At 71.8% G+C, this 21723-nt stretch carries 15 protein-coding genes, 4 pseudogenes and 1 CRISPR repeat array; of the genes and pseudogenes, 13 read left to right on the top strand and 6 right to left on the bottom strand.

The window, feature by feature from the left end:
* Positions 1-28 precede the first annotated feature (28 nt).
* Both ACIO5E_RS26855 and ACIO5E_RS26850 read left to right on the top strand, forming a co-directional pair.
* The gene (locus ACIO5E_RS26855; protein ID WP_400672388.1) at positions 29-1384 is read left to right on the top strand and encodes an acetyl-CoA carboxylase biotin carboxylase subunit family protein; all 1356 of its coding nucleotides are present in this window, start codon (positions 29-31) and stop codon (positions 1382-1384) included.
* Between the two features lie 31 nt (positions 1385-1415).
* Positions 1416-2555, top strand: coding sequence for a nucleotide disphospho-sugar-binding domain-containing protein (locus ACIO5E_RS26850; protein ID WP_400672385.1), 1140 nt, complete (start codon positions 1416-1418; stop codon positions 2553-2555).
* Positions 2556-2617: 62 nt separating this feature from the next.
* Here the strand turns inward: ACIO5E_RS26850 and ACIO5E_RS26845 are convergent, their stop codons facing one another.
* Positions 2618-2818: a hypothetical protein gene (locus ACIO5E_RS26845; protein ID WP_400672382.1), complete on the bottom strand. Its 201-nt coding sequence runs from the start codon at positions 2816-2818 to the stop codon at positions 2618-2620.
* A 9-nt stretch (positions 2819-2827) separates the two neighbouring features.
* Between ACIO5E_RS26845 and ACIO5E_RS26840 the strand changes: the two genes are divergently transcribed.
* Positions 2828-3097 (top strand): hypothetical protein, encoded by a 270-nt coding sequence (locus ACIO5E_RS26840; protein WP_400672379.1) that lies wholly within the window; start codon positions 2828-2830, stop codon positions 3095-3097.
* Positions 3098-3110: 13 nt separating this feature from the next.
* Here the strand turns inward: ACIO5E_RS26840 and ACIO5E_RS26835 are convergent, their stop codons facing one another.
* On the bottom strand, positions 3111-4346 hold the full coding sequence (locus ACIO5E_RS26835) for a cytochrome P450 (RefSeq protein WP_400672376.1): 1236 nt from the start codon (positions 4344-4346) through the stop codon (positions 3111-3113).
* Between the two features lie 191 nt (positions 4347-4537).
* Here ACIO5E_RS26835 and ACIO5E_RS26830 point away from each other — a divergent pair, with 191 nt between their 5' ends.
* Together ACIO5E_RS26830 and ACIO5E_RS26825 are read left to right on the top strand one after the other, a co-directional pair.
* Positions 4538-5230, top strand: coding sequence for a hypothetical protein (locus ACIO5E_RS26830; protein WP_400672374.1), 693 nt, complete (start codon positions 4538-4540; stop codon positions 5228-5230).
* A gap of 206 nt (positions 5231-5436) precedes the next feature.
* Entirely contained in the window at positions 5437-6120 is a 684-nt protein-coding gene (locus ACIO5E_RS26825; protein ID WP_400672371.1) for a hypothetical protein, read from the top strand.
* Positions 6121-6226: 106 nt separating this feature from the next.
* Here ACIO5E_RS26825 and ACIO5E_RS26820 read toward each other — a convergent pair.
* Both ACIO5E_RS26820 and ACIO5E_RS26815 read right to left on the bottom strand, forming a co-directional pair.
* Positions 6227-6385 (bottom strand): annotated as a pseudogene (locus ACIO5E_RS26820) (carbohydrate-binding protein); the annotation flags it as partial.
* Positions 6386-6449: 64 nt separating this feature from the next.
* Positions 6450-6941, bottom strand: a pseudogene (locus tag ACIO5E_RS26815) (helix-turn-helix domain-containing protein); the annotation flags it as partial.
* Between the two features lie 416 nt (positions 6942-7357).
* Here ACIO5E_RS26815 and ACIO5E_RS26810 point away from each other — a divergent pair.
* The 6 genes and pseudogenes from ACIO5E_RS26810 to ACIO5E_RS26785 all read left to right on the top strand — a co-directional run bounded on the left by ACIO5E_RS26810 (position 7358) and on the right by ACIO5E_RS26785 (position 12813).
* Positions 7358-8737, top strand: coding sequence for a DUF1254 domain-containing protein (locus tag ACIO5E_RS26810; protein ID WP_400672368.1), 1380 nt, complete (start codon positions 7358-7360; stop codon positions 8735-8737).
* Positions 8738-9146: 409 nt separating this feature from the next.
* The gene (locus ACIO5E_RS26805) at positions 9147-10958 is read left to right on the top strand and encodes a PxKF domain-containing protein (protein WP_400672366.1); all 1812 of its coding nucleotides are present in this window, start codon (positions 9147-9149) and stop codon (positions 10956-10958) included.
* Positions 10880-11659: a hypothetical protein gene (locus ACIO5E_RS26800; protein WP_400672363.1), complete on the top strand. Its 780-nt coding sequence runs from the start codon at positions 10880-10882 to the stop codon at positions 11657-11659. The genes ACIO5E_RS26805 and ACIO5E_RS26800 overlap by 79 nt, the downstream gene beginning before the upstream one ends.
* 71 nt (positions 11660-11730) lie before the next feature.
* A pseudogene (locus ACIO5E_RS26795) lies at positions 11731-11880 on the top strand (helix-turn-helix domain-containing protein); the annotation flags it as partial.
* Positions 11881-11935: 55 nt separating this feature from the next.
* Positions 11936-12139, top strand: a pseudogene (locus ACIO5E_RS26790) (winged helix-turn-helix domain-containing protein); the annotation flags it as partial.
* A 47-nt stretch (positions 12140-12186) separates the two neighbouring features.
* The gene (locus ACIO5E_RS26785; protein ID WP_400672965.1) at positions 12187-12813 is read left to right on the top strand and encodes a transposase; all 627 of its coding nucleotides are present in this window, start codon (positions 12187-12189) and stop codon (positions 12811-12813) included.
* A gap of 935 nt (positions 12814-13748) precedes the next feature.
* On the opposite strand, the gene ACIO5E_RS26780 is transcribed toward ACIO5E_RS26785, so the two are convergent.
* The gene (locus ACIO5E_RS26780; protein ID WP_400672360.1) at positions 13749-14660 is read right to left on the bottom strand and encodes a hypothetical protein; all 912 of its coding nucleotides are present in this window, start codon (positions 14658-14660) and stop codon (positions 13749-13751) included.
* 387 nt (positions 14661-15047) lie between these two features.
* Between ACIO5E_RS26780 and ACIO5E_RS26775 the strand changes: the two genes are divergently transcribed.
* Both ACIO5E_RS26775 and ACIO5E_RS26770 read left to right on the top strand, forming a co-directional pair.
* A complete protein-coding gene (locus ACIO5E_RS26775; protein WP_400672358.1) occupies positions 15048-15599 on the top strand; it encodes a hypothetical protein in 552 nt (183 codons plus the stop codon).
* Positions 15596-17131 carry a terminase large subunit domain-containing protein gene (locus ACIO5E_RS26770; protein WP_400672356.1) on the top strand — a complete coding sequence of 512 codons (1536 nt, stop codon included), beginning with the start codon at positions 15596-15598 and terminating at the stop codon, positions 17129-17131. Before ACIO5E_RS26775 ends, ACIO5E_RS26770 begins: the two co-directional genes overlap by 4 nt.
* Before the next feature lie 63 nt (positions 17132-17194).
* Here the strand turns inward: ACIO5E_RS26770 and ACIO5E_RS26765 are convergent, their stop codons facing one another.
* A complete protein-coding gene (locus tag ACIO5E_RS26765) occupies positions 17195-17884 on the bottom strand; it encodes a hypothetical protein (protein ID WP_400672354.1) in 690 nt (229 codons plus the stop codon).
* A 364-nt stretch (positions 17885-18248) separates the two neighbouring features.
* Positions 18249-21572: a CRISPR direct-repeat array (repeat unit 28 nt; unit sequence GAGCAACCCCCGCGAGCGCGGGGCCGAC).
* Between the last annotated feature and the right edge of the window lie 151 nt (positions 21573-21723).

Raw genomic sequence — 21723 nt, 5'->3', positions numbered from 1 at the left:
GAGTGAACTTCCTTCAGGAGAAAGCACGTTGAACAGGATTCTGTACGTCTACGTCAAGGGCGGCGCCCCGCTGGAGTACGCCTTCCCGCGGATCGCCGCCTGCGGGGAGCTGCACGTCCTCGCGCTGGCGCCACTGCCCACGACCGCGGCGGACGCATGGCGGCCCAGTTGCACCAGCATCGAGCTGGTGCCCGAGGCGCCGCGCGGCGAGGAACTGGTCGAGCTGATCGTGGAGTACGCGAAGGCCATCGGGGCCGACGCGGTACTGACGCTCTCGGAATTCGCGGTGCTGGCCGTCGCCCACGCCGCGCACCGGCTCGGCCTGGCCGGCGCCGGCGAGGGGATCGTCCGGGCCAGGGACAAGCGGCTGATGCGGGAGGCGTGGGCCGCCGCCGGCGTGCCGATCCCCGGGTTCCGCCGGGTCGACAGCCTCGCGGACCTGGACGCCGCGCTGGCCGAGTTCACGCCCCCGCTGCTGCTCAAGCCGGCCTGGGGCGCCGGGTCGGTCGCCCAGATCGTGCTCGACTCGGCCGCGGACGCCGCCCCCGCGTGGAGCGAGATCGAGCGCGGCCTCCAGGCCGGCAGCCGGGTCGGCATGAACGAGCTCTACGCCGCGGACACCGACCGGGACCGGCTGGTCGAGGAGATCGCCCAGGGCTCCACCGAGGGCTGGTACCAGGAGCCCGGCTACGGCGACTACGTGAGCGTGGAGGGCATCGTCGCGGACGGCGTCTACCGTCCGCTGGCCATCACCGCCAAGCTGCCGACCGTGCCGTCCTTCGTCGAGGTGGCCAGCACCTCGCCCTCCGTCATGCCGGTGCCGCTGCAGCGCCGGATCGAGGAGGTCTCGCGGCAGGCCGTCGACGCGCTCGGGCTGGAGAACTGCGGCACCCACACCGAGCTCAAGCTGATGAAGGACGGCGAGCTGGTGGTCATCGAGACCGCCGCCCGGTTCGGCGGCCTGCTGACGACCCGGCAGGTCCACGAGGTGTTCGGGTTCGACCCGATCGGCATGCTGGTCCGGCAACTGCTGGGCGAGCGGGTCGACTACCCCGAGGTCATGCTCACCGACGGGGTCCGGGCCGCCGCGTCGGTCGCCGTCGTCCCGGCCGACGCGTTCGGCGTGCCCTGGCGCACCAGGCCGGTCTGGAACCCGCAGGCCGTGGACTGGCAGAGCCTGCTGTCACCGGGCAGCACCATCGAGGCCGTACCCGCCTTCGCCATGCCCGCGGGACAGCCGGTGCCCGCTTTCGACCCCGCCGCGGGATCGCGGAACTGGCTCGGGGTCTACCTGCTGAGCGCCGTCGACGCCGCCACCCTGCAGCGCGACTGCAACGCCGTGCTGAACGGCCTGGAGGCCGCCCTGCACCGGGCCGCCTCCTGATCCCCCCATCCCGAGTAGACGAGGTTCCCTCATGCGAGTACTGTTCGCCGGCGCACCCGGCTTCGGCCACCTCTTCCCGCTGGTCCCGCTGGCCAGGGCGATGCGCGAGCTCGGCCACGAGGTCGCGGTGGCCTCGATGGACGGCGGCGAGCCGGTCGCCGGGTCCGGGCTGCCGTACCTGCCCATCGCGCCGGGCGTGGACTGGCGCAAGGAGATCAGGGAGGCCGGCCGCACCCGGCGGCCCGACCTGATGCGGCGGGTGGTCGAGAGCAATTCGGCCGATCGCGAGGCGTTCGTCCCGCTGGCCGCCCATGTCAACAGCCGGGTGGCCGACGAGATGGTCGAGCTCGCCACGCGGTGGCGGCCGGACCTGGTGGTGTACGAGTACCAGTTCCCGGTGGCCCTGCTCGCGGCGGCCCGCCTGGGCGTGCCCGCGGTCCAGCACGACCTGGGATTCGTCCGCACCCCGAAGCTGCGCGCGCTGATGCTCGCGGAGATGGCGGACACCTTCGCCCGGCACGGAATCGACCGGCTGCCCGAGCCGGCGGACACCATCGACCTCGCGCCACCGAGCACGGCCGGGGAGGAGCGGTACGGCAGCTCGATGCGGCCCGTCGCCTACAACGGCGAAGGTGAGGTCCCCGATGACCTGGCCGTGCCCGCCCACCGCCCGCGCGTGGCGGTGACGCTGGGCACCGTTCCGCCCAAGACCGACGGCCTGACCAGGATCGAGCGGGTGATCGCGGCGGCCGCCGACGTCGACGCGGAGTTCGTGCTGGCGACCGGCGAGCTCGACCTCAGCACGCTCGGCACGTTGCCGGACAACGTCCGCCCGTACGGCTGGGTCCCGTGGCGGGCGCTGCTGGAGACCTGCGCGGCCGCGATCCACCACGGCGGCAGCAGCAGCGCGCTCGGCGCGCTGGACGCGGGCATCCCGCAGCTCGTTCTGCCCGACGGGTCCGACCGCTTCATCACCGCGGACGCGGTACGGGATCGGGGAGCCGGGCTCAGCGCGGGCGCCGAGGAGATCGGGCCTGCGTTGCTCGACCGGTTGCTCACCGACGACGCGCTGACCCGGGCCGCGCGAGAGGTCAGCGCCGAGATCGCGACGATGCCGAGCCCGCGCGAGCTGGCGCAACGGCTGACCGCCCCCGGCGCCATCACCGGCTGAGGTCGGCCGGCCTCATCGGTTCTCGGACACGGTGCGGCGGCCGGGCGGGAGGGGCCGGTCCGTCAGCCCCTGCCGCCCGCCTTCAGGACCTGGGCCGCCGCCACGCCGGCGGCGGGGGCGAGCAGGACGCCGAGCAGGCCGAGGACGCAGACGGCCACCACCGCGAGGACCGCGGCCTGATCACCCCGGCCGCCCGGCGCGGCCGCGTGCGGCACTACGACCGGGCGGCGCTGGAACGCCTCGCCCTGGTCCAGCTCTGGCACGTCGACGGCATGATCCCGCTCGCCGGGACGGCCGCCGTGAGGGCCAGCGAGCAGGCAGCGGAACGCAAGGCGCTGCTGGCGGCGCAGCGGGACGAGATGACCGCCCGCGCCCGCCGCCTGGAGCGCGCCGCGGCCGTCCTGACCCACATGCTCGACTGCCACCGGGACCGCGCCCTGGAGTGCCCGGTCACCCGTGCGCACATCGACGCCCGCGTCGACGCCGCCCTGGCCGGCGAGGAGCTGGCCGACGACTTCCTCCCGCCGAATGAGCCGGCATAGGGCCTGTCCGGCCCTAGCGCAGCACCGCCGGCGTCGGCCCGTCGGGGCGGACGGTGATGCTGTAGGCGGCGCCCGTCGGCTTGGACCGGAACTCCAATTCCCCCAGTGGCAGCAGCAGTTCCAGCAGCGCCGTGGTCTCCCGCAGGGCGAACTGGGTGCCCAGGCAGGCGCGGGCGCCGAGGCCGAAGGGGACGTAGGAACCGAGCTGGGTGGGACGGGTGCCGGCGGCGAAGCGGGTGGGGTCGAAGCGTTCGGGGTCCGGCCACAGGGCCGGGTCGCGGTGGGTGAGGTAGGGGCAGACCAGGACGTCGGTGCCGGCGGCGATGCGGTGGCCGTCGATCACGTCGTCCTCGACGGCGTGCCGGGGGAGCAGCCAGGCCGAGGGGTAGAGCCGCAGGGTCTCGCTGACCAGGGCCTGCGGGTCCGCGCCGCGCGCCTCGGGGTGGCGGTCGAGGAGGAGGAAGAGCCAGGTGAGGGTGGTGGCGGTGGTCTCGTGCCCGGCGACGAGCAGGGTGACGAGCTCGTCGCGGATCAACCGATCGGTGTAGTCCGGGGATTGGCCACCCGCGTCCAGCAGCACCCGGAGCACGCCGGGCTCCTCCACCGGGCCGCCCGATCGTGCCGCCGCGATGGCCGCATGCGCCACGGCGTCGACCCGGGCCAGGTCCCCGGCGACCGCGTCCCGGGCGTCCGCCGCGTTGGTCGGCAGTGTCGGCATCGCGGCCACCACCCGCTCCACCGCGCGGAGTTCGTGATCCGTCCGGTCGTCCAGCGGCAGCCCGGTGAGCGCGCGCCAGACGGTGTCCAGGGCGAAGCGCCGCATCTCCTCGCCGACGTCGAACGTCTCCCCGGTGCGGAGGTGGCCCTCCCAGCGCGCCGCCGTCCGGCGTGCTGCCGCCGCGATCCGCTGTTCGTAGCGTCGCATCCCGGTGCCGGTGAACTGCGACTGCAGCAGCCTCCGTTGACGCTTCCAGGCATCCCCGGTGGCGGACAGCACGCCGTCCCCGACGAGCATCCGGGCGCGGTGCGAGCGCTTGACGTACCGGTCCGGGTGGCGGCCGAGCACGTGCTGCACCGCGCCCGGGTCGGTGACCAGGACGGTCGGGGTGGGGCCGAGCCGGAACGCGGCGACGCCGCCGATGCCGCGCTGCGCCCGGGCCAGCAACTCGACGAGCTCGGCCTCCTCGGCCCGCCACCGTTCGACGACCTCGGGGCCCAACTCCGGTACCGGGCGGGGGTCCGTGCTCACTGGTCGGTTCCTTCCGGGCTGCTGACGGCGCGTCCGCCCCGACTCTATGCCAGAGCGTGGGCCGGCCGGGCTGCACCGAACGGCTGGCGGGCCCGGCCGGGGTCCGCGCGGCAGCCCATCGGGCCGTATGCGAACGGGTATCCTGCGGCGGGGCCGACCGGCCCCTGCTCGCTGCGCGGATGGGAGAAGGCATGCCCGGGACCCGGCACATCGGATACGGCAGGGGCCGCCGAGCGGCCCGGTGGCTGGGAGCCGCCCTGCTCGTTCCGGCCCTGGCGGCCTGTGGCGGTGGCGGTGGCGGCGGTGGCGGCGGTGGTGGCGGTGGCGGTGGCGGCGGCGGCTCTGGCTCGGCCCGGCAGAGCGACAACGGCCAGGGCGGAAGCGGCGGGCAATCCGATGGGCAGCGGACCAAGGACACCGGGAACCAGGGCGGGTTCCGGACCGCGGGCGAGCCCTCCGCCGGCGTTCAGGGCTCGGACGAAACCGCTTTCATCACGCTGTCGTTCCCGTCGAAGACCAGCTTCGAGGCCACGATCAGCAAGGTCGCCGACTGCGGCAGTTCGACGTACGCCACCCCCGCCTCGCGGCAGGTCCCGGTGACCGACGGCAAGGGCCAGCAGGTCACGTTCACCCTTCCGAAGCCGACGTCGGGTGCCGCGAGCCGCACGATCTGCCTCACGGTGACCGTCGACGGGTCCAGCAAGCGGATCCAGGCGGCGGGTGCCGTGGAGGTCATCACTCCCGGCAACGGCAGCACCCCCGGCAACGGCGCCACCTCCGGCAACGGCAGCACTCCCGGCAACGGCAAGACCCCCGGCGGCGGGGCGAGCCCGAAGAGCAGCGCCTCCACCGGTGCCCCGACCGGCGCGGGGAGCAACCCCTGAGCCCTGCCGAGGAGGAGCTCCGGCGCGGGCCGAAGCAGCCGGAGCCGCGGCCCTGGACCGACTGGATCGGCAAACTCGCCACCTGGGTCGCCCCGACCACCCTCCTCACCGCGCTGCTCTTCTTCTTCGGCTACGCCTACACCAGCTCGCTCTACAGCTACTTCGGCATCGACGCCGGCACGATCGGCTTCGCCACCCAGGACCTGTTGCTCCGCAGCTCTCCCGCGCTCTACGTCCCGGCCGGGGTCGCCCTGTGCGGGGCGCTGGCCGGTGCGCTGGGCTACCACCTCGTCACCAGGGCGGCCGGGGGCCGCGGGGACGCCGCCCGGACGGTCCGGCGGGTCTGCCTGGCCGTCACCGCACTGGTCGTCCCCCTCCTGGTGCTCGGCTTCCTGGCCGGATTCGAGGTGATCGACGCCGGCCCCATGGGCACCCCGCTGCTGATCGGCGGCGCGCTGCTGCTCGGGGTCCTGGCGCGGCTGATGTACGTGCGCCGCACCGGCGCGGACCACCCGCTCACCGGGGAGCGCGCGGCGCTCGGCATCAGCGTGGCGATCACCGTGCTCTGCTCGTTCTGGGCGGTGGACGGCTACGCCCAGCAGAAGGGGACGGCCGACGCCGAGGACCTCGCGCACCACCTCTACCGGCGTCCGGCGGTCGTCGTCGACACCTCCGAACGCCTCCACCTGGGGTGGGCCGGGGTGCGGGAGACGCTGCTGCCCGACGTCGAGCAGGGGGCGCGGTTCCGCTACCGCTACGAGGGCCTGCGGCTACTGGCCCACTCCGGCGGCCGGATGTTCCTCATTCCGCGCGACTGGACCTGGGAGACGGGCAACGGGCTGATCGTCCCCTTCGACGCCACCGTCCGGGTCGCCTTCCACCCGGGCTGAGCCCCCGCCCCCGGGCTGCACCCCGTACACGGCTGCGCCGCGATCCGTCCCCCTCGACGGACCGCGGCGCAGCGGCTCATGCGGTGTCAGGCCGGTGCCCTGCGGGTCACACGGCCTGCCACAGGGCGGGGACGATCGGCGGCTCCCAGCCGACCTGGGCGGTGTGGCCCTGGAGGCAGCGGTAGCCGACCCCGTTGTAGGTCACGACGTCGCCCGCCTGGTAGGTGGTGCCGGCCGCCCAGGTGCCGCCGGGGTTGGTCGGGCCGTTGCCCACGACCAGCGAGAAGCTGGTGCTGTGGGTGGCCGAGCCGCTGCCGGTCAGCGTGGGCGCGCTCGGGTGACGGTGGGATGCCGGCCTCTTTCAGGATCTCCCAGACGGTGGATGTGGCCACCTTGACGCCGAGGACGAGCAGTTCACCGTGCAGGCGCCGGTAGCCCCATGCCGGATTTTCGGCGGCCAGGCGCAGGACAAGGGAGCGGATGGAGCGCACGGTGCGCGGTCGGCCTCCGCGCTTGGGCCGGGACTGGGTGGCGTGACGGTGGGCGATCAGATCGCGGTGCCAGCGCAGCACGGTGTCCGGCCGTACCAGCAACCGTATCCGATGCAGCACTTGTGTCGGCAGACCCTGGAGCAGGGCTGCCAGGAAGGCCCGGTCGCTCGTTTCGAACCGCACCCGCTGTCCGCTCAGCTGCCGCTCCAGCACGGTGATCTGATGGCGCAGGGCGAGGATCTCCACGTCCTTGGCGCGGTCGCTCATCGGCAGAAGTCGCAGGATCGCGAGCGCGTTTGTCACACCCAGGTACGCCAGTCGCAGATGCACGGTCGGTCATCATGCCGGGAGCATGGCGACTCTGCCACAGCGCCGGCTCGACCGACGAGGGTCGGCACTTCTCTGCACTCTCGCGAGTGCTTCTCACCAGGGCGGATGAGGTTATCGGCAAGGGCAGCCTTGAGGTCCACGAGGAGTTCGCGCCCGAGTCGCACGGCCCGGTCACGACGCGTGTCCGTCCGCTTCCTCCAGTCCTTCACAGTGGGGCTGAGCCGGTCCGGCACAGTCACAGACCTGCCGCAATCGCCTCATCGCCGAACTGATGCTCAGTCAATTTACTTGCCTACTAACAGGTTTTGAAGACTCCGCTTGAGGATGGCCTCCACAAATGGCTTGTTCTGCTTCTGTAGGCGCCCGGATTCGGACTGTAACGTCGGCGTCTCCAAGTACCTGGAAGGGGCGATGACATGGCCTTACCGCACGACTCCGCGCAGCACTCGGCAGGACCGGCAACAGACGTGTACGTCTTCGGCTACTCGCTGGTGACGATGGAGCTGACCCGCCGGCTGCAGACGAACACCGTCAAGGTGGGTTCGACGCAGGCGCCGCCGAACCAGCTCCTCCAGTACTCCGCGCCACCCACGCCCGAGATGAAGGACGTGGTGCGACCCAACGTCGACACGCTCTACACGCAGGCGTGGCTGGACCTGACGGCCGAGCCGATGGTGCTCGAGGTGCCGGTCATGGACGAGGGTCGCTACTGGCTCATGGAGCTCCTGGACGCGTGGACGAACGTCGTCGGCGACCCGAACAGCATCAAGCCGCTCGCAACGCCGGTCACCGACCCGGCCACCGGCGCCGAGGTCTACTCCTACGCGCTGACCGGACCCGACTGGCAGGGTGAACTCCCCAGTGGTGTCCATCGGTTGCGGATGCCGACCAACACGATCTGGCTGCTCGGCCGCACGGAGATATACAACACCAGCGAAGAAGAGATCCGGACCGTCACCGGCTACCAGAACCTGATGCGGCTGCTGCCACTGAGCGCGTGGCCCAACAACGGCAGCTACGTTCCTCCGGACGGCGTCTACGACCCTGACGTCCCCAGCACGCCGCCATCCGAGCTGGTCAACGTGACGATGACCGGCCCCGAGTTCTTCGAGGAGCTCGCCGCCCTGCTGACCCGCACACCGCTCAACCCGCCGGATGCGGCCATGTCCGCCATGCTCGAGGAGTTGGGCGTCCACCCGTACGACCGCTCCAAGCTCCCCTCCGACGCCCAGCTGGAGCTGGCGAAGCACCTCGGCCTGTCCAGGATCAGTCGACACAAGGCCTCCGAGCCGGTCAACGGTTGGACCTTCACCAAAACCAACATCGGCTACTACGGCACCGACTACACCCAGCGCGCCTACATCACCGCGATCGGACTCGGGGCCAACCTTCCCGAAGACGCCCTCTACCCCAGCATCGCCGGCGCGGCGACCGACGACACCGGGGCTCCGCTCCGCTACACCCTCACCTTCCCCGCCGGCCAGCTGCCGCCCGTCAACGGGTTCTGGTCGCTGACCGCCTACGACTCCGACAGCTTCCTCATCGCCAACCCCGCCGACATCTACGCTGTCGGCCACTACGTCGCCCCCGTGGCCGACCCGGCCACGGGGGCGACCACGTTGTACATCCAGGCCGACCCGATCGCCGACACGGAGCTGCGGGCGACCAACTGGCTCCCCATCGACACCAAGGGGAACTTCTCCGTCACCCTGCGGCTGTACGCGCCGCGCACCGGCGACATTCCCGCGAGCTGGCCGCCGCCCCTGGTGCAGGTAAGGGGCCACCACTCGGCCTGACCCCCCGAAGGGACCGCGACCGACGGTCCGCGTGAACCGCACGCCGTCGAGGCCCGCCTGGGACACATCCGGGCGGGCCACCGCCTTCTCGATCAGTCGAGTCGGTCTGCCCCGGGCCGGGCCCGCGATTTCGGCCGAACCGCCCGCCCCCGACCTCCCGGGGGGCGTTGCCGCGGCCGAAGGACCCTGCGCCGATCTGGCCCGATCGAATTCGGTCGCAAAAGCCTTCTGTTCGACCAGTGCCAAGCACCTGACGATTAATCAAGAAAGTTGTGAATAGCATGAGTTGAAGCCGGAGTAGCAGCTTCCGGTAGAGCCCTTTCGAGAGGCGGAACCTATGCCACTGGCTTCTGACAGCCGAACCGCGCCTGAAGGCCGTTTGCGCCGCCTTCGGCGCGGTGCGGCTGCGGTGCTGGCCACTACGGCGCTCGGCACGATCGCCGCGGTGCTGCCGGCCGTACCCGCGCATGCGGCCGGCCCGGCGCAGCTGGTCTACATGACCGACTACGCCAGCAACTCGCTGGTCACCTACGACCTGTCGAGCGACAGCATCGTCGGCACCGTCCCGGTCGGGACCATGCCCGGCCCCGTGGCGGTCTCGCCGGACGGCTCGCAGGTGTGGGTCGGCAACCAGTTCGGCAACTCGGTGTCAGTGGTCGACACCACCAGCAACACGGTCGCCGTGACCCTGCCGGTCGGCCGCTTCCCGAGCGCCATCGCCTTCTCCCCGGACGGCGCGCACGCCTACGTCGCCGACAACAGGGCCGGCCACACCGGCATCGACGTGTACGACACCGCCACCCTGACGGTCACCGCGACCGTCCCCGTCGCGTACACGGCGTCGCAGCTCGTGCCGACCCCCGACGGCAAGCGTCTCTACGCGGCCGTGTCCGGGAACGGGACCGTCGCGGTGATCGACACCGCCACGAACACGGTCACCACCAGCATCCCCACCGCCGACAACCGGTCCATCGGCGGTCTGGCGATCAGCCCCGACGGCGCGCAGGTCTACGCGACGAACGCCAACACCGGAACTCTCTCGGTGCTCGACGTGGCCACCGGCACGCTCGCGGCGAGCGTCAAGGTCGCCCAGTCCGCCGGCACGCTCGCGCTCAGCCCGGACGGCACCCGCGCCTACGTCACCACCAGCATGGGCGGCTTCCTCGGGGTGGTCGACACCACGACCGCCACCGTGACCGGCACGATCCCGATCGCCGGCTCCCCGAACAAGGTGCTGGCCGACCCGGACGGCAACCACCTCTACGTCATCACCGGAACCGGCAAGATGGTCGTGATCGACGCCCGGACCAACGCCGTCATCCGCGCCACCGCCACGAGGGCGAACCCGGCCGACATGGTGCTCGCACCCGCCGCGCCCGCCGTCGCCTCGCTCGCCCCCGACCACGGCCCCACCGCCGGCGGCACCACCGTCACCCTGACGGGCACCCACCTGACCGGCACCACCGCCGTCACCTTCGACGGCACCCCCGCCACCGCCGTCACCGTGGTCGCCGACTCCACCGTCACCGCGACGGCCCCGCCGCACGCGGCCGGCACCGTCGGCGTCGCCCTGACCGCCAAGGGCCGCACCGTGCCCGCCGGGCAGTACACCTACGAGGTCCCGCCGCCCGTCGTCACGGCCCTCGCCCCCGACCACGGACCGCTGGCCGGCGGCACCACGGTGACCATCACCGGCACCGACTTCACGGGCGCCACCGCCGTCACCTTCGGCACCGTCCCCGCCGCCTCGTTCACCGTCGACAGCGACACGCAGATCACCGCGACCGCCCCCGCCGCGAGCACCGTCGGCACGGTCGACGTCACGGTCACCACCCCCGCCGGGACCGGCCCGGCCGCCCACTACGGCTACCTCTACCCCTTCAGCGGCTTCCAGGCGCCGGTCGACAACCCACCCGCCGTCAACACCGTCCACGCGGGACGGTCCGTCCCGATCAAGTTCAGCCTCGGCGGCGACCGCGGCCCCGGCATCCTCGCCCCCGGGCAGCCCACCGTCCAACAGACCGACTGCACCACCGGCGCCGCCATCGGCTCCCCCGTCCCCGCCCAGACCGCAGGCGGCAGCACCCTGCAGTACGACACGGCCAGCGACACCTACACCTACGTGTGGAAGACCGCCAAGGCTTGGACCGGCACCTGCCAGACCTTCACCCTCGGCCTGAACGACGGCACCACCCACACCGCGCTCTTCCGCCTCGGCTGAGCCGACCCACGGCGAAGCGCCCGCCCCCACGGACTCGACGGGAGCGGCCGCTTCGCCGTGCACACGACCCCCACCCGTCGTGCGGGCAGGCGGGGACGCACCGAGCGACCGAGTATTACCGGTTCCCCGATGTCGCCCACGGCCCTGCGCTCGGCGGAGTCGGGCTGCTGTACCGGCTGCAGCAGTACACGGCACCGGACCCCGACGACTGCTGGGAGCAGGACGAGGTCCAGGCCGCCGCCGACCTGCTGCGCACCGATCCCGTCGAGCCGATCGCCGCCCCCGACGGCGACGAGGGTGACGAGGAGCCGGACGGTGAGGACTGGGAGGCGCGCGACGAGGCGAAGCGTCTGCGGGAACGCGTGCTGTCGACCTGGCGAGGAGCCGCTACCAGCCTGCACCTGGCCCGGGCCGCCATCGCCATGTTCCCCTGGCTGACGCAGTGGGCGGAGCCGAAGCTCGCCTCGAAGCAGCAGTACCTGGAGGCCCTGCGGGCCCAGGCTGCGCTGTTCGTCGACCTTGAAGGGCTCCTTGCGGCTGCTGCCGCGGCGGCCATGGAGGAGCCTGAACTGCCCAGAGACGAGGCGTTCAGCGCGATCGGTACCGGCAAGGAGGTCGGCACGCGACTGAAGGCGCTCTGGCGCGAGTGGCAGGGCAAAGCCGGACGCGGCTGGGAGGGGCCCAGCGCGCGCACTTACTGACCTCGGCGCTTCAAGGTGATTGGCCTGTTTGTGTAGCTGACTGATGGTCATTTGCGAGCTATGTCGTTGGTATGCGCTATGCGGATGGGGGCGGGCCGACGGCGAAGGCACGTCAGCGCCGCGAGGAGGTGCGGCTGGAGGCCGCCATGTTGTTCGACGAAGGTGTCCCGCCGAGGGAGGTTGCCCGCAGGCTGCGGGTGACCGCGAAATCGGCCTACCAGTGGCACCAGGCTTGGCGGGAGGACGGGATCGGGGCGCTGGCCTCACGGGGACCGGGTGGGCAGCGATGCCAAGCTGTCGGCGCGGTGCCGGGAGAAGCTCGCCGAATACCTCGAACAGGGTCCGGCCGTGCACGGCTGGGACCAGGACCAGGTGTGGACCGGCGCGCGGGTGGCGACGCTGATCGGCCGCAAGTTCCGCGTCTCCTACAGCGTCTCGGGGGCCACCCGTCTGATGCGCCGGCTCGGCTTCACCCCGCAGGTCCCCGCGCGGCGAGCCGCGGAACGCGACGAGCAGGCCGTGGCCGCGTGGAAGGAGGCGACCTGGGCGGAGGTAAAAGCGCCCGGGCGGCCTGCGACGGCTGGCTCTGCTTCGAGGACGAAGCCGGCTTTACCCGCAGACCGCCGAAGGGACGCACGTGGGGACGACGCGGCAGCACCCCGATCGTGAAGGTGAGCGGCAGCCGCTCGGGGAGGATCTCCGTCGCCGGGCTGATCGCGATGCGACCGGGCTCGCGGACCCGCCTGTGCCACCGGCTGCGGCGCCACACCGGGCGCAAGGGCGAACGCCGCAGCCTGTCCGAACACGACTACATCGGGCTGATAGACGGGATGCACCAGCTGGTCAAGGCGCCGATCGTGCTGGTGTGGGACCGGCTGAACACCCACGTCTCCCACGCCATGCGCGACCTCATCGACGCGCGGGACTGGCTGACGGTGTTCGTGCTGCCCGCATACGCACCCGAGCTGAACGCGGTCGAGTACCTGTGGGCCCACGTCAAACGAAGTCTGGCGAACCTCGCCAGTGTCGCCCTCGATCGGCTCGAAGCCCTCGTCCGCAACCGACTCAAACGACTGCAGTACCGCTCCGACATCCTCAACGGCTTCCTCACCGGGACCGGACTCTCCCTCGACCTCCCACCGCCATCACCTTGAAACGCCGAGGTCAGTAAGGGGGTGTGACGCAGAGGACCTGCGCCAGTGCCTCGCCACACCTTCAACGACGCGGCCTCGTTGAACCGCGCGAATGCCTGCTTCCCCAAGGCGTTCTCTGCTCCGTATACCCGCGCCTGACGCGGCACGCGGGCGGCTCGACCGATCGGACTGGTCGGCCGCGATCCGCATGGTCTCGGTGACGAGAGCGCAGTGGCCCGGCACCGTGGTGGTGCCGGGCCGCTGGTGGGGCTAGGTGCTGCTACGGCCGCCGATTGCCGGGGCGTCGGCGGTTCACGCTACGCCCCTTCGGTGCAGGTGGCCGTTGGCTCTGGGTCACGATCCGGACCTCGGCGACCGGCTCGCGGGTTGCCGGGCCGCGGCGGCGACGCGCGGCGGCGCGGTGCAGCTCGCCAACCCGCCGCGACGGGTACAGCGGGCCAGGGATGGCGACCTCTTGCGCCGCCTCGGAGTCCGGTGTTGTTGTGAGGCCTGGGAGCGGGCGGCCGGATCGCTTCCGCTTCTGCGCCAGGGTCTGGCGCAGAAGGTCCAGGAGGATGCCGAGGACCGGCACGGCCAACTTCATTGCGTTCGCGTTGGACCACAGCGATTCGAGGACGTGGTGCACGTCGTTCCCCCAGGGGTGTTGATCTCCGCCAGGGAGGCGGAGCTGTGTCGACTGCCCGGCCCGCAGCCGGCCATGGTGGTGTGCTCGGGGGCACCCTCGATTGTCCGAGCCGGTGTCGGCTCGGTGCTTCGCGCGTAAGGGGGAGTTGCCTAGCACCCGTTGGCCGACGGTTTCGGCAGGTGGGAGTAGCCGGTCATACTGGGGGTTGCTCCTGTTCAGTGAGATGGGCGGTGAGCGGCCGGCTCGCGGAGCCTGAGAAACGACGCGAGCGGCTGGTTGTGTCTGATGCCGGGGGTCCCCACCTCCGGCATCAGTTCTTACTGGATCTGAAACCGGTGTCCGGGTCAGGCCAGACGACCTCGATGGAGAGGCTGGCGCACAGGTCGAGCAGGTCTTGGTATGGCTCGGACGGCAGGATGATGCCCATGGAGGCGGTGCCGCCCTGTCGCCAGCGGTAGTCCATCAGCTGTCCGATGGCGTGGCGGACCGAGATGCGGGCGGCCGAGGGCTTCACCTCGTAGATGGTCTGGGTGGTCTCGTCAAACAGGTCGACGAGATCGCTGCCAGTCTCGTTCGGCACGGGCAGCGCGATCCGTGAGGTCCTGTGGCCGCGAGCGTGGAGATAGGCGATGAACCTTGCCACGAGCTCGGCCTCATGGTTTCGCAAGGGGGCCCGAGTGCCCAGAACGTCGTCTGAGGGGCTGTTTCGCTGGGCGGCCTCCCGCTGGCGTCGAGCGACATTGGCCGGGTCCATGAACGGCGCGTTGTCGGCGCCGACCGGGCGCAGTCTGAAGTTGATGATGCGACGGGCCTGGCCGTACCGGTCCACCTCGTCCGCGTAGTAGTAGGGATTGTCCGGGGCAACCTCGAACTCGCCGATGTACTTGTAGAGACGTTCGGCGCTGTCCCTGAGGCGGGTGCCGCGGTCCTGGAAGACGTGGACGCGTCGTCCGTCCTCCTTGTGATGGAGGAGAGCCCTGTTGCTCTGAGTGAACTGCTGGTCACCCTTCGCGCCCTCGCCTACGTAGTGGAGGGTGCCATCCGGCGACAGGCCAGGGGCGGGGCTGCCGGGCTTGGCGAGGTCGATGAAGACCAGGATGCGGTTCCCCTTGGTCGGAGAGATCCCGCCCTGCAGCCGGCCGCCGAACAGGTCGTGAACCCGTCGGCGGGTCAGCGTCTCACCCGGCCGGATGGATTCATTCATCATCTGCACCTCCTCCATGGTTGCGAAGATACCCCCTTTCGGTTTTTAGCTCAACTTTCTAGCTAAAGTTACCTCCGAATCTACCCTTCCTGCCTGTCGGAGGGGGTCAGTGTCTGGCGGTACCTGCAGATTCCTGACCTCGGGCGGGTTTGATGTGACGTCGATCACGCGCCGTCGGCAGTGTCAGTCCACCGGCGACCTGACCGAACCGTTCGGCTGGGGCGGCCAGGCGCCGTCCGATGAAGGCCCAAGGGCCGGGAAGGAAGGTAAGTAAGGTAAGTAAGGGACCCGCCCGCTGGCCTCGGCGCGGCTGTGGGAGATGTGCTCGGCACGTGGCTGGCCGGGGCCGTCCTGTGGTGGATCATGGGTGGTGGCGCGGGGGCGCACCACGGAGGACCTGCGCCCATGCCCCGCCCCACTCGGGCCCAGCGCGCCGCGATCGTTCAGCGGCGGGCCGACGCTGTCGAGCTGCGCCTTGCCGGCGCCGACCCTCTGACCGTAGGCCGGAAGCTCGCCGCTGATCCGGCTCTGAACTCGGATCGGATCTCCTACCCGTTCGGGTACGGGCACGAGCTGTACTCCAAGGGGCGGCCTGGCCCGGACGACGAGACCCTGGTGCGCTCGGTCAACCGGGACGTCACCCAGGCCCTCGACCACCGGCTCGCCGCCGCGCAGGCCGACATCGAGGAGCTGCGCGCGCTGGAGGACGCCCGCCTCGATCGGCTGTTCCTCGTCGCCTACCGGCGGGCGGTGCGCGACGGCGAGCTTCAGGCGATCGACCGGGCGCTGCGGATCATGGAGCGCCGGGCCCGGCTCCTCGGCCTGGACCAGCCGGCGCGCACGGAGATCACCGGGCACGACGGCGGCCCGATCGAGGTCGCGGCGGACACCACCGGCGACGAACTGGCCGCGCTGATCGCCCTCACCGACCCGGCCGCCGCCCGGGACGAGGAGTGACCGGGGCCGACGGCCTGGTCGAGCAGTACCGGCTCCTCCCCGCAGAGCGGCGCCGGGCCATCGCCGAGCAGGCCTCGTCGGCACTGCGCACCCGGCTCGCGGCGGTGGAACGCGACCTCGCGCTGCGCCACTCCCCGGGTTCGCTCGCCGCGGTCCTCACCGACGGCCGGGAGATGCAGGCCCGGCACCTCGACCTCGTCGACGATGCGTTCCGTCGCATCGCGGCAGGAGAAACGATCCGCCTGCTGCTGACGATGCCGCCCCGGCACGGCAAGTCGCGGCGGGCCGCGCGGTGGGCGCCGCTGTGGTACCTGCTCCAGCGACCTGACCACCGGGTCATGATCGCGTCCTACTCGGCGGACCTCGCGGACGACCACGGCAGGTGGATCCGGGACGCGATCACCACCTGGGGCGCCCAGCTCGGCATCACCCTGCACCCCGGCTCGAAGGCCGCGAATAGATTCGACATCGCGGGCCGGGAGGGCGGGCTGATCGCGGCTGGCGTCGGTGGCGGCCTCACCGGCAAGGGCGCACACTTGGCGATCGTCGACGACCCGATCAAGGACGCTGCGGACGCGCAGTCGCCGGCGATGCGCCGTCGCCTCTGGGAGTGGTGGACTTCCGTCCTCCTCACCCGAGTTGAGCCGGGCGGCAGCGTCATCGTTATCCAGACGCGCTGGGACGAAGATGATCTCGCTGGGCGCATCCTCGCGGGGGAGACGGCCTCCGGCTGGACGATCATCGACCTGCCCGCCGTCGCGGACAGCCCGGACGACGCCCTCGGCCGGAAGCTCGGCGAGCCGTTGTGGCCGGCCCGGTACGGGAAGAAGGCGCTCGCCGGGATCCGGCGCGCCGTCGGCGAGCGGGTGTGGTGGTCGCTGTTCATGCAGAAGCCCAGCCCCGTCGAGGGCGGGGTGTGGCGGCGGGCGTGGATCGACACGGCCCGGATCACCGCCGTCGAGTTCTCGAGCGTCGAACTGGCCCGGGTGGTCGTCGCGGTCGACCCGTCCGGCGGCGACAGCTCCGTCAACGACGAGACCGGCATCGTCGGCCTCGGCCTCGACTACGGCGACGACCTCTACGTCGTCGCCGACGAGTCCGGCACCCTCGGCGCCAACGACTGGGGCCTCACCGCCTGCCGTCTCGCGCTGTCGCTGAAGGCGGACGCGATCGTGGTCGAGGCGAACTACGGCGGCAACATGGCCTGCCAGATCCTCAACCAGGCATGGGACCAGCTCGCCCGCGAAGGCGAGGCCCGCGGCCAGCTGATGCCGCTGATCGTCGAGGTCAACGCCAAGGTCGGCAAGAGGCTCAGGGCTGAGCCGGTGGCGCAGCTGTACGAGCAGGGCCGGGTCCACCACGTCGGCCACTACCCGGAGCTGGAAGGGCAGATGGTGACCTGGGTCGCCGGGATGGACTCCCCGGACCGCATGGACGCTGCGGTGCACGGCCTGACCGAGCTGGCCGGCGCCGGGCAACGCGATGCGCTCGCGCAGGGCATGGACGACAACCGCCTGTTCAGCCGCCGCTGACGCGGGCGGGTGGGCCCTGGTGTAGCCCTACAGCTACACCAGGGCCCACCCACGGGTGGCGGATCAGGTCTGGGGCAGAGTGTTGTGGAAGCCGGGAAGCAGAGCAGCGTCCTCGTTCAGCGCACGCCAGCACAACCAGGTGCGATACCGGCCGACTTCGGTGGTGTCCAACCGGCTGTCCCGAAGAGCCCCGAGCCGGTCCGGAAGGTTCCTGAGCAGCGTAAACGGGTCGAAACGTCCATCCTGTTGTAACTTCGACAGGTCCTCTTCTGGCAGATCCATCGTGGTCAGGTCCGCCAGGCTCGCTCGGAAACGGTCCTCGAGCCCCTTGATGTCCGAATCGGTGAGCTTCCAGTCGACCGGCACCTGAGGCAGGGTGGGAGGGTGCTCGTTGCTCCAGAGCACTTCGCCAGTCTCGTGATCAACCGCGGTCAGCCACCGTGCCCGGGGTACGACCTGGGTGGTGACGAACCAGGAATCCGGATCGGCGCCGACGATGTCCAGGTTGCGGCCCTCGACCGAGGCCTCGAACCTGGCGATCAGCCAGGGGTGAACGCCGCGCTCGGGACGGACGGCGATGCGGACATGAAGGCGCTGCGGGTCGGCTCCGGTGCCCTCGCCGTCGGGCCGGTCGGTCAGCCACAGCAGTGGGAGGCCATCGAGCGAGGAGGTCTGGTAGCTGCGCGGTTCTAGCTGACCACTGGTCCGTATGCCGGCCCAGCTGTCGCGGCTCGTGAAGTGGTAGAGCGTCACGGCGTCCAGTGTGGCAGCCCGGGGCGGGGCGGAGGGCCCCGCCGTCGGCATGAGCGCGGGACGGCCCCGAGCTGGGGCTTCCCGCCGAAGTAGGGTGGCGGGCATGTCACCCTCCTCTGTCGCGCCCCAGTCCGTCAGCGACGTGGTCGAGATCCTGCTTGCCGCCCAGAAAGCGGGCGACTTCGCGACGGTGGCCGCGACTTTGCAGTCGCCGGTGCTGCGATGTCAGCGCCCGCCAGCGGGCATGTGCTTACTTGCGACTTCGGTGCTGTCCTATCATCTGTTCCGAAGAGCGTCGAGCCTGTGGGGGAGCTGCCTCAGCATCGTGAACGGGGAGTTGGTTGGCAACGTCCATGCTCTCGCTGGAGCCATCCCCGCGCGTGCGCGGGGATGGCAGCGCCAGCCACGACGACTTTGGGAACCGGGAGCAACCCCCGCGAGCGCGGGGCCGACTTCTCCGAGGCGGACCGCCTGAACGTCCAGGCCGAGCAACCCCCGCGAGCGCGGGGCTGACACGGCGGAGGAGATCGCCGAGACCCAGGAGGCGGAGCAACCCCCGCGAGCGCGGGGCCGACACCATCGGCCTGGTGCGGTGCGGGCGGATCTGGGAGCAACCCCCGCGAGCGCGGGGTCGACGCCGGAGCGGCCCCACACTTCATCTGGGATCCGGAGCAACCCCCGCGAGCGCGGGGCCGACCCCTGCCCGGACTGCCACCCCTCGCGGGTGCGGGAGCAACCCACGCGAGCGCGGGGCCGACCTGCTGACCGGAGTCGACCTTGAGGGCATCGCGGAGCAACCCCCGCGAGCGTGGGGCCGACTGATGAGGTGTTGGAGCACTCGCCCCTCCCTTGGAGCAACCCCCGCGAGCGCGGGGCCGACTGACGAACCGTCTGGCCTACACCGGCTGGTCGGGAGCAACCCCCGCGAGCGCGGGGCCGACGACCCTCGGCGTCTGGCCATAGGTCACAATCCAGAGCAACCCCCGCGAGCGCGGGGCCGACTCAGAGATGGGTGGTCAAGGCCCTGACCAGGGGGAGCAACCCCCGCGAGCGCGGGGCCGACTCTGATACGGGGTCATGGTGGCTTTTTCGGGGGGAGCAACCCCCGCGAGCGCGGGGCCGACTCATGCGTTCCCCCTTGCTGCTGTGCTGGCTAGGAGCAACCCCCGCGAGCGCGGGGCCGACGGCAGGGGAGTGGGCGACGTCGTCAGCGTGACGGAGCAACCCCCGCGAGCGCGGGGCCGACCGGGCCGCGGCGGACGTGCTGAGGGCATGGGTGGAGCAACCCCCGCGAGCGCGGGGCCGACTGGACATGAAGAGCATGGCACTGCCTGAACAGAGAGCAACCCCCGCGAGCGCGGGGCCGACCGAACAAGGAAAGGGCGGCCGACGTCATCCGCAGAGCAACCCCCGCGAGCGCGGGGCCGACGATCAACTCTCCCAGACCCTCTCCCACCCCAGAGAGCAACCCCCGCGAGCGCGGGGCCGACCGTTGGACTGACCCGAAGTTGGCGCAGACCCAGGAGCAACCCCCGCGAGCGCGGGGCCGACGCGGGAATTCACCAGCCCGTCCAGGGTGTCCTGGAGCAACCCCCGCGAGCGCGGGGCCGACCACCTGCACCGCCTCGGGCGGGTTCAGGCCCTGGAGCAACCCCCGCGAGCGCGGGGCCGACGTGTTGCGGATCCGCTCGGCGTCGGCGTCGGCCGAGCAACCCCCGCGAGCGCGGGGCCGACTGGGCGCACAAGTACGACAAGAGCGCGGCGTGGGAGCAACCCCCGCGAGCGCGGGGCCGACGCGCTGCCGGCCGTCTCGCTCGGCGTCATCCCGGAGCAACCCCCGCGAGCGCGGGGCCGACGAGCAGATTCAGCAGGTATTGGCCGTAGCCGCTGAGCAACCCCCGCGAGCGCGGGGCCGACCCACCGCCCCGGCCGAGGCCGAGGCGGTGCCCGGAGCAACCCCCGCGAGCGCGGGGCCGACACCCGGACCCTCAGCGGTGGCACCCGCACCGTGGAGCAACCCCCGCGAGCGCGGGGCCGACTGGTGGGCCTGGGGGCGATACTGGGGGCTGGCGGAGCAACCCCCGCGAGCGCGGGGCCGACTCGGTCACCGGCCCAAGCGGAGCCGGACATGAGGAGCAACCCCCGCGAGCGCGGGGCCGACGACGCCGGTGACGACGCAGACGCCTGCGAAGCGGAGCAACCCCCGCGAGCGCGGGGCCGACGTCAGGCTGGGTTGGTGGATAGCGAGGGCTACAGAGCAACCCCCGCGAGCGCGGGGCCGACATGCCGTCGAGCGGGCCAACCCGGCGAGCGAGTGAGCAACCCCCGCGAGCGCGGGGCCGACATGCGGGCCACGCCGCCGTTGTGCCGGTACTGGGAGCAACCCCCGCGAGCGCGGGGCCGACCGGGCGCTCCGACGGTGGGTGGCTGGTCAGTCGGAGCAACCCCCGCGAGCGCGGGGCCGACAGACGATCAACGACGGACGCACCTGGGTGGTCGGAGCAACCCCCGCGAGTGCGGGGCCGACTCCTGTGGAAAAGTGGTGCAAGGGTGCACCGTTGAGCAACCCCCGCGAGCGCGGGGCCGACCCAGGAGCCGGACGAGGTGCCGACCGAGGCGGAGGAGCAACCCCCGCGAGCGCGGGGCCGACCCAGGAGCCGGACGAGGTGCCGACCGAGGCGGAGGAGCAACCCCCGCGAGCGCGGGGCCGACCCAAACCGGGGCGAGCCGGTGCTCCTCGACGAGGAGCAACCCCCGCGAGCGCGGGGCCGACCTGGCGACAGCCGGCTGTTCCTGGGCGAGGTCGGAGCAACCCCCGCGAGCGCGGGGCCGACTGCTCGACAGACGGGGTGGTCATCTCTACCGGGGAGCAACCCCCGCGAGCGCGGGGCCGACTTGCCGGGGCTGGCGCGTCCATCGGGGCGGGCGAGCAACCCCCGCGAGCGCGGGGCCGACGCAAGCAGGCCCGGATCACCGAAGAAATCGACGGAGCAACCCCCGCGAGCGCGGGGCCGACTGACGGCTGGCTGCCCTACGAGTAGCCCTACAAGGAGCAACCCCCGCGAGCGCGGGGCCGACCCATCGGCTACTCGGCGACCGCCACCGTGACGGGAGCAACCCCCGCGAGCGCGGGGCCGACCTGACCCCGGCCAGCTCGCGGATCCGATTGCGAGAGCAACCCCCGCGAGCGCGGGGCCGACGAGGCGATGCTGCGGGTGGTCACGGGCGACCTGGAGCAACCCCCGCGAGCGCGGGGCCGACCTACTCAACCTCGGTCAGCTGTAGATCACTGTGGAGCAACCCCCGCGAGCGCGGGGCCGACGGGCCGCCGAACGGGGTGTGCTCGGCGACGACGGAGCAACCCCCGCGAGCGCGGGGCCGACTCATGCGGCGCTCCTGACTGGGCCGAGGGCGAGGAGCAACCCCCGCGAGCGCGGGGCCGACGATGGCCTCCTGCTCCGCCGTCGCGGCCGCCAGGAGCAACCCCCGCGAGCGCGGGGCCGACTCGCCGACGCGTGGGCGACGGCCTTCGACGCGGGAGCAACCCCCGCGAGCGCGGGGCCGACCGGATCACGTGACAGTCACGTGTCGGCCAGCCAGAGCAACCCCCGCGAGCGCGGGGCCGACCGATCTCCTCCGCCGTGGCGACCCGGACGTGGGGAGCAACCCCCGCGAGCGCGGGGCCGACTCCAACCTTGCAGACCGCCAATAGCCCGGTCTAGAAGGCTCCTGAAGATCTTGCCTTGAAGGGGGGCTGTCCCGGCTGGGGACAGCCCCCTCCCTGTGCTATGTGGTGGCGGGAGTGAGGGTCCAGGTGTGGTCGGTGTGGGTGAGGCCGA

This window comes from Kitasatospora sp. NPDC087314 (assembly GCF_044744365.1).
Taxonomy (GTDB): domain Bacteria; phylum Actinomycetota; class Actinomycetes; order Streptomycetales; family Streptomycetaceae; genus Kitasatospora.
The sequence above is the reverse complement of the archived record's forward strand: the minus strand, read 5'-3'. Positions and strand labels throughout refer to the sequence as shown.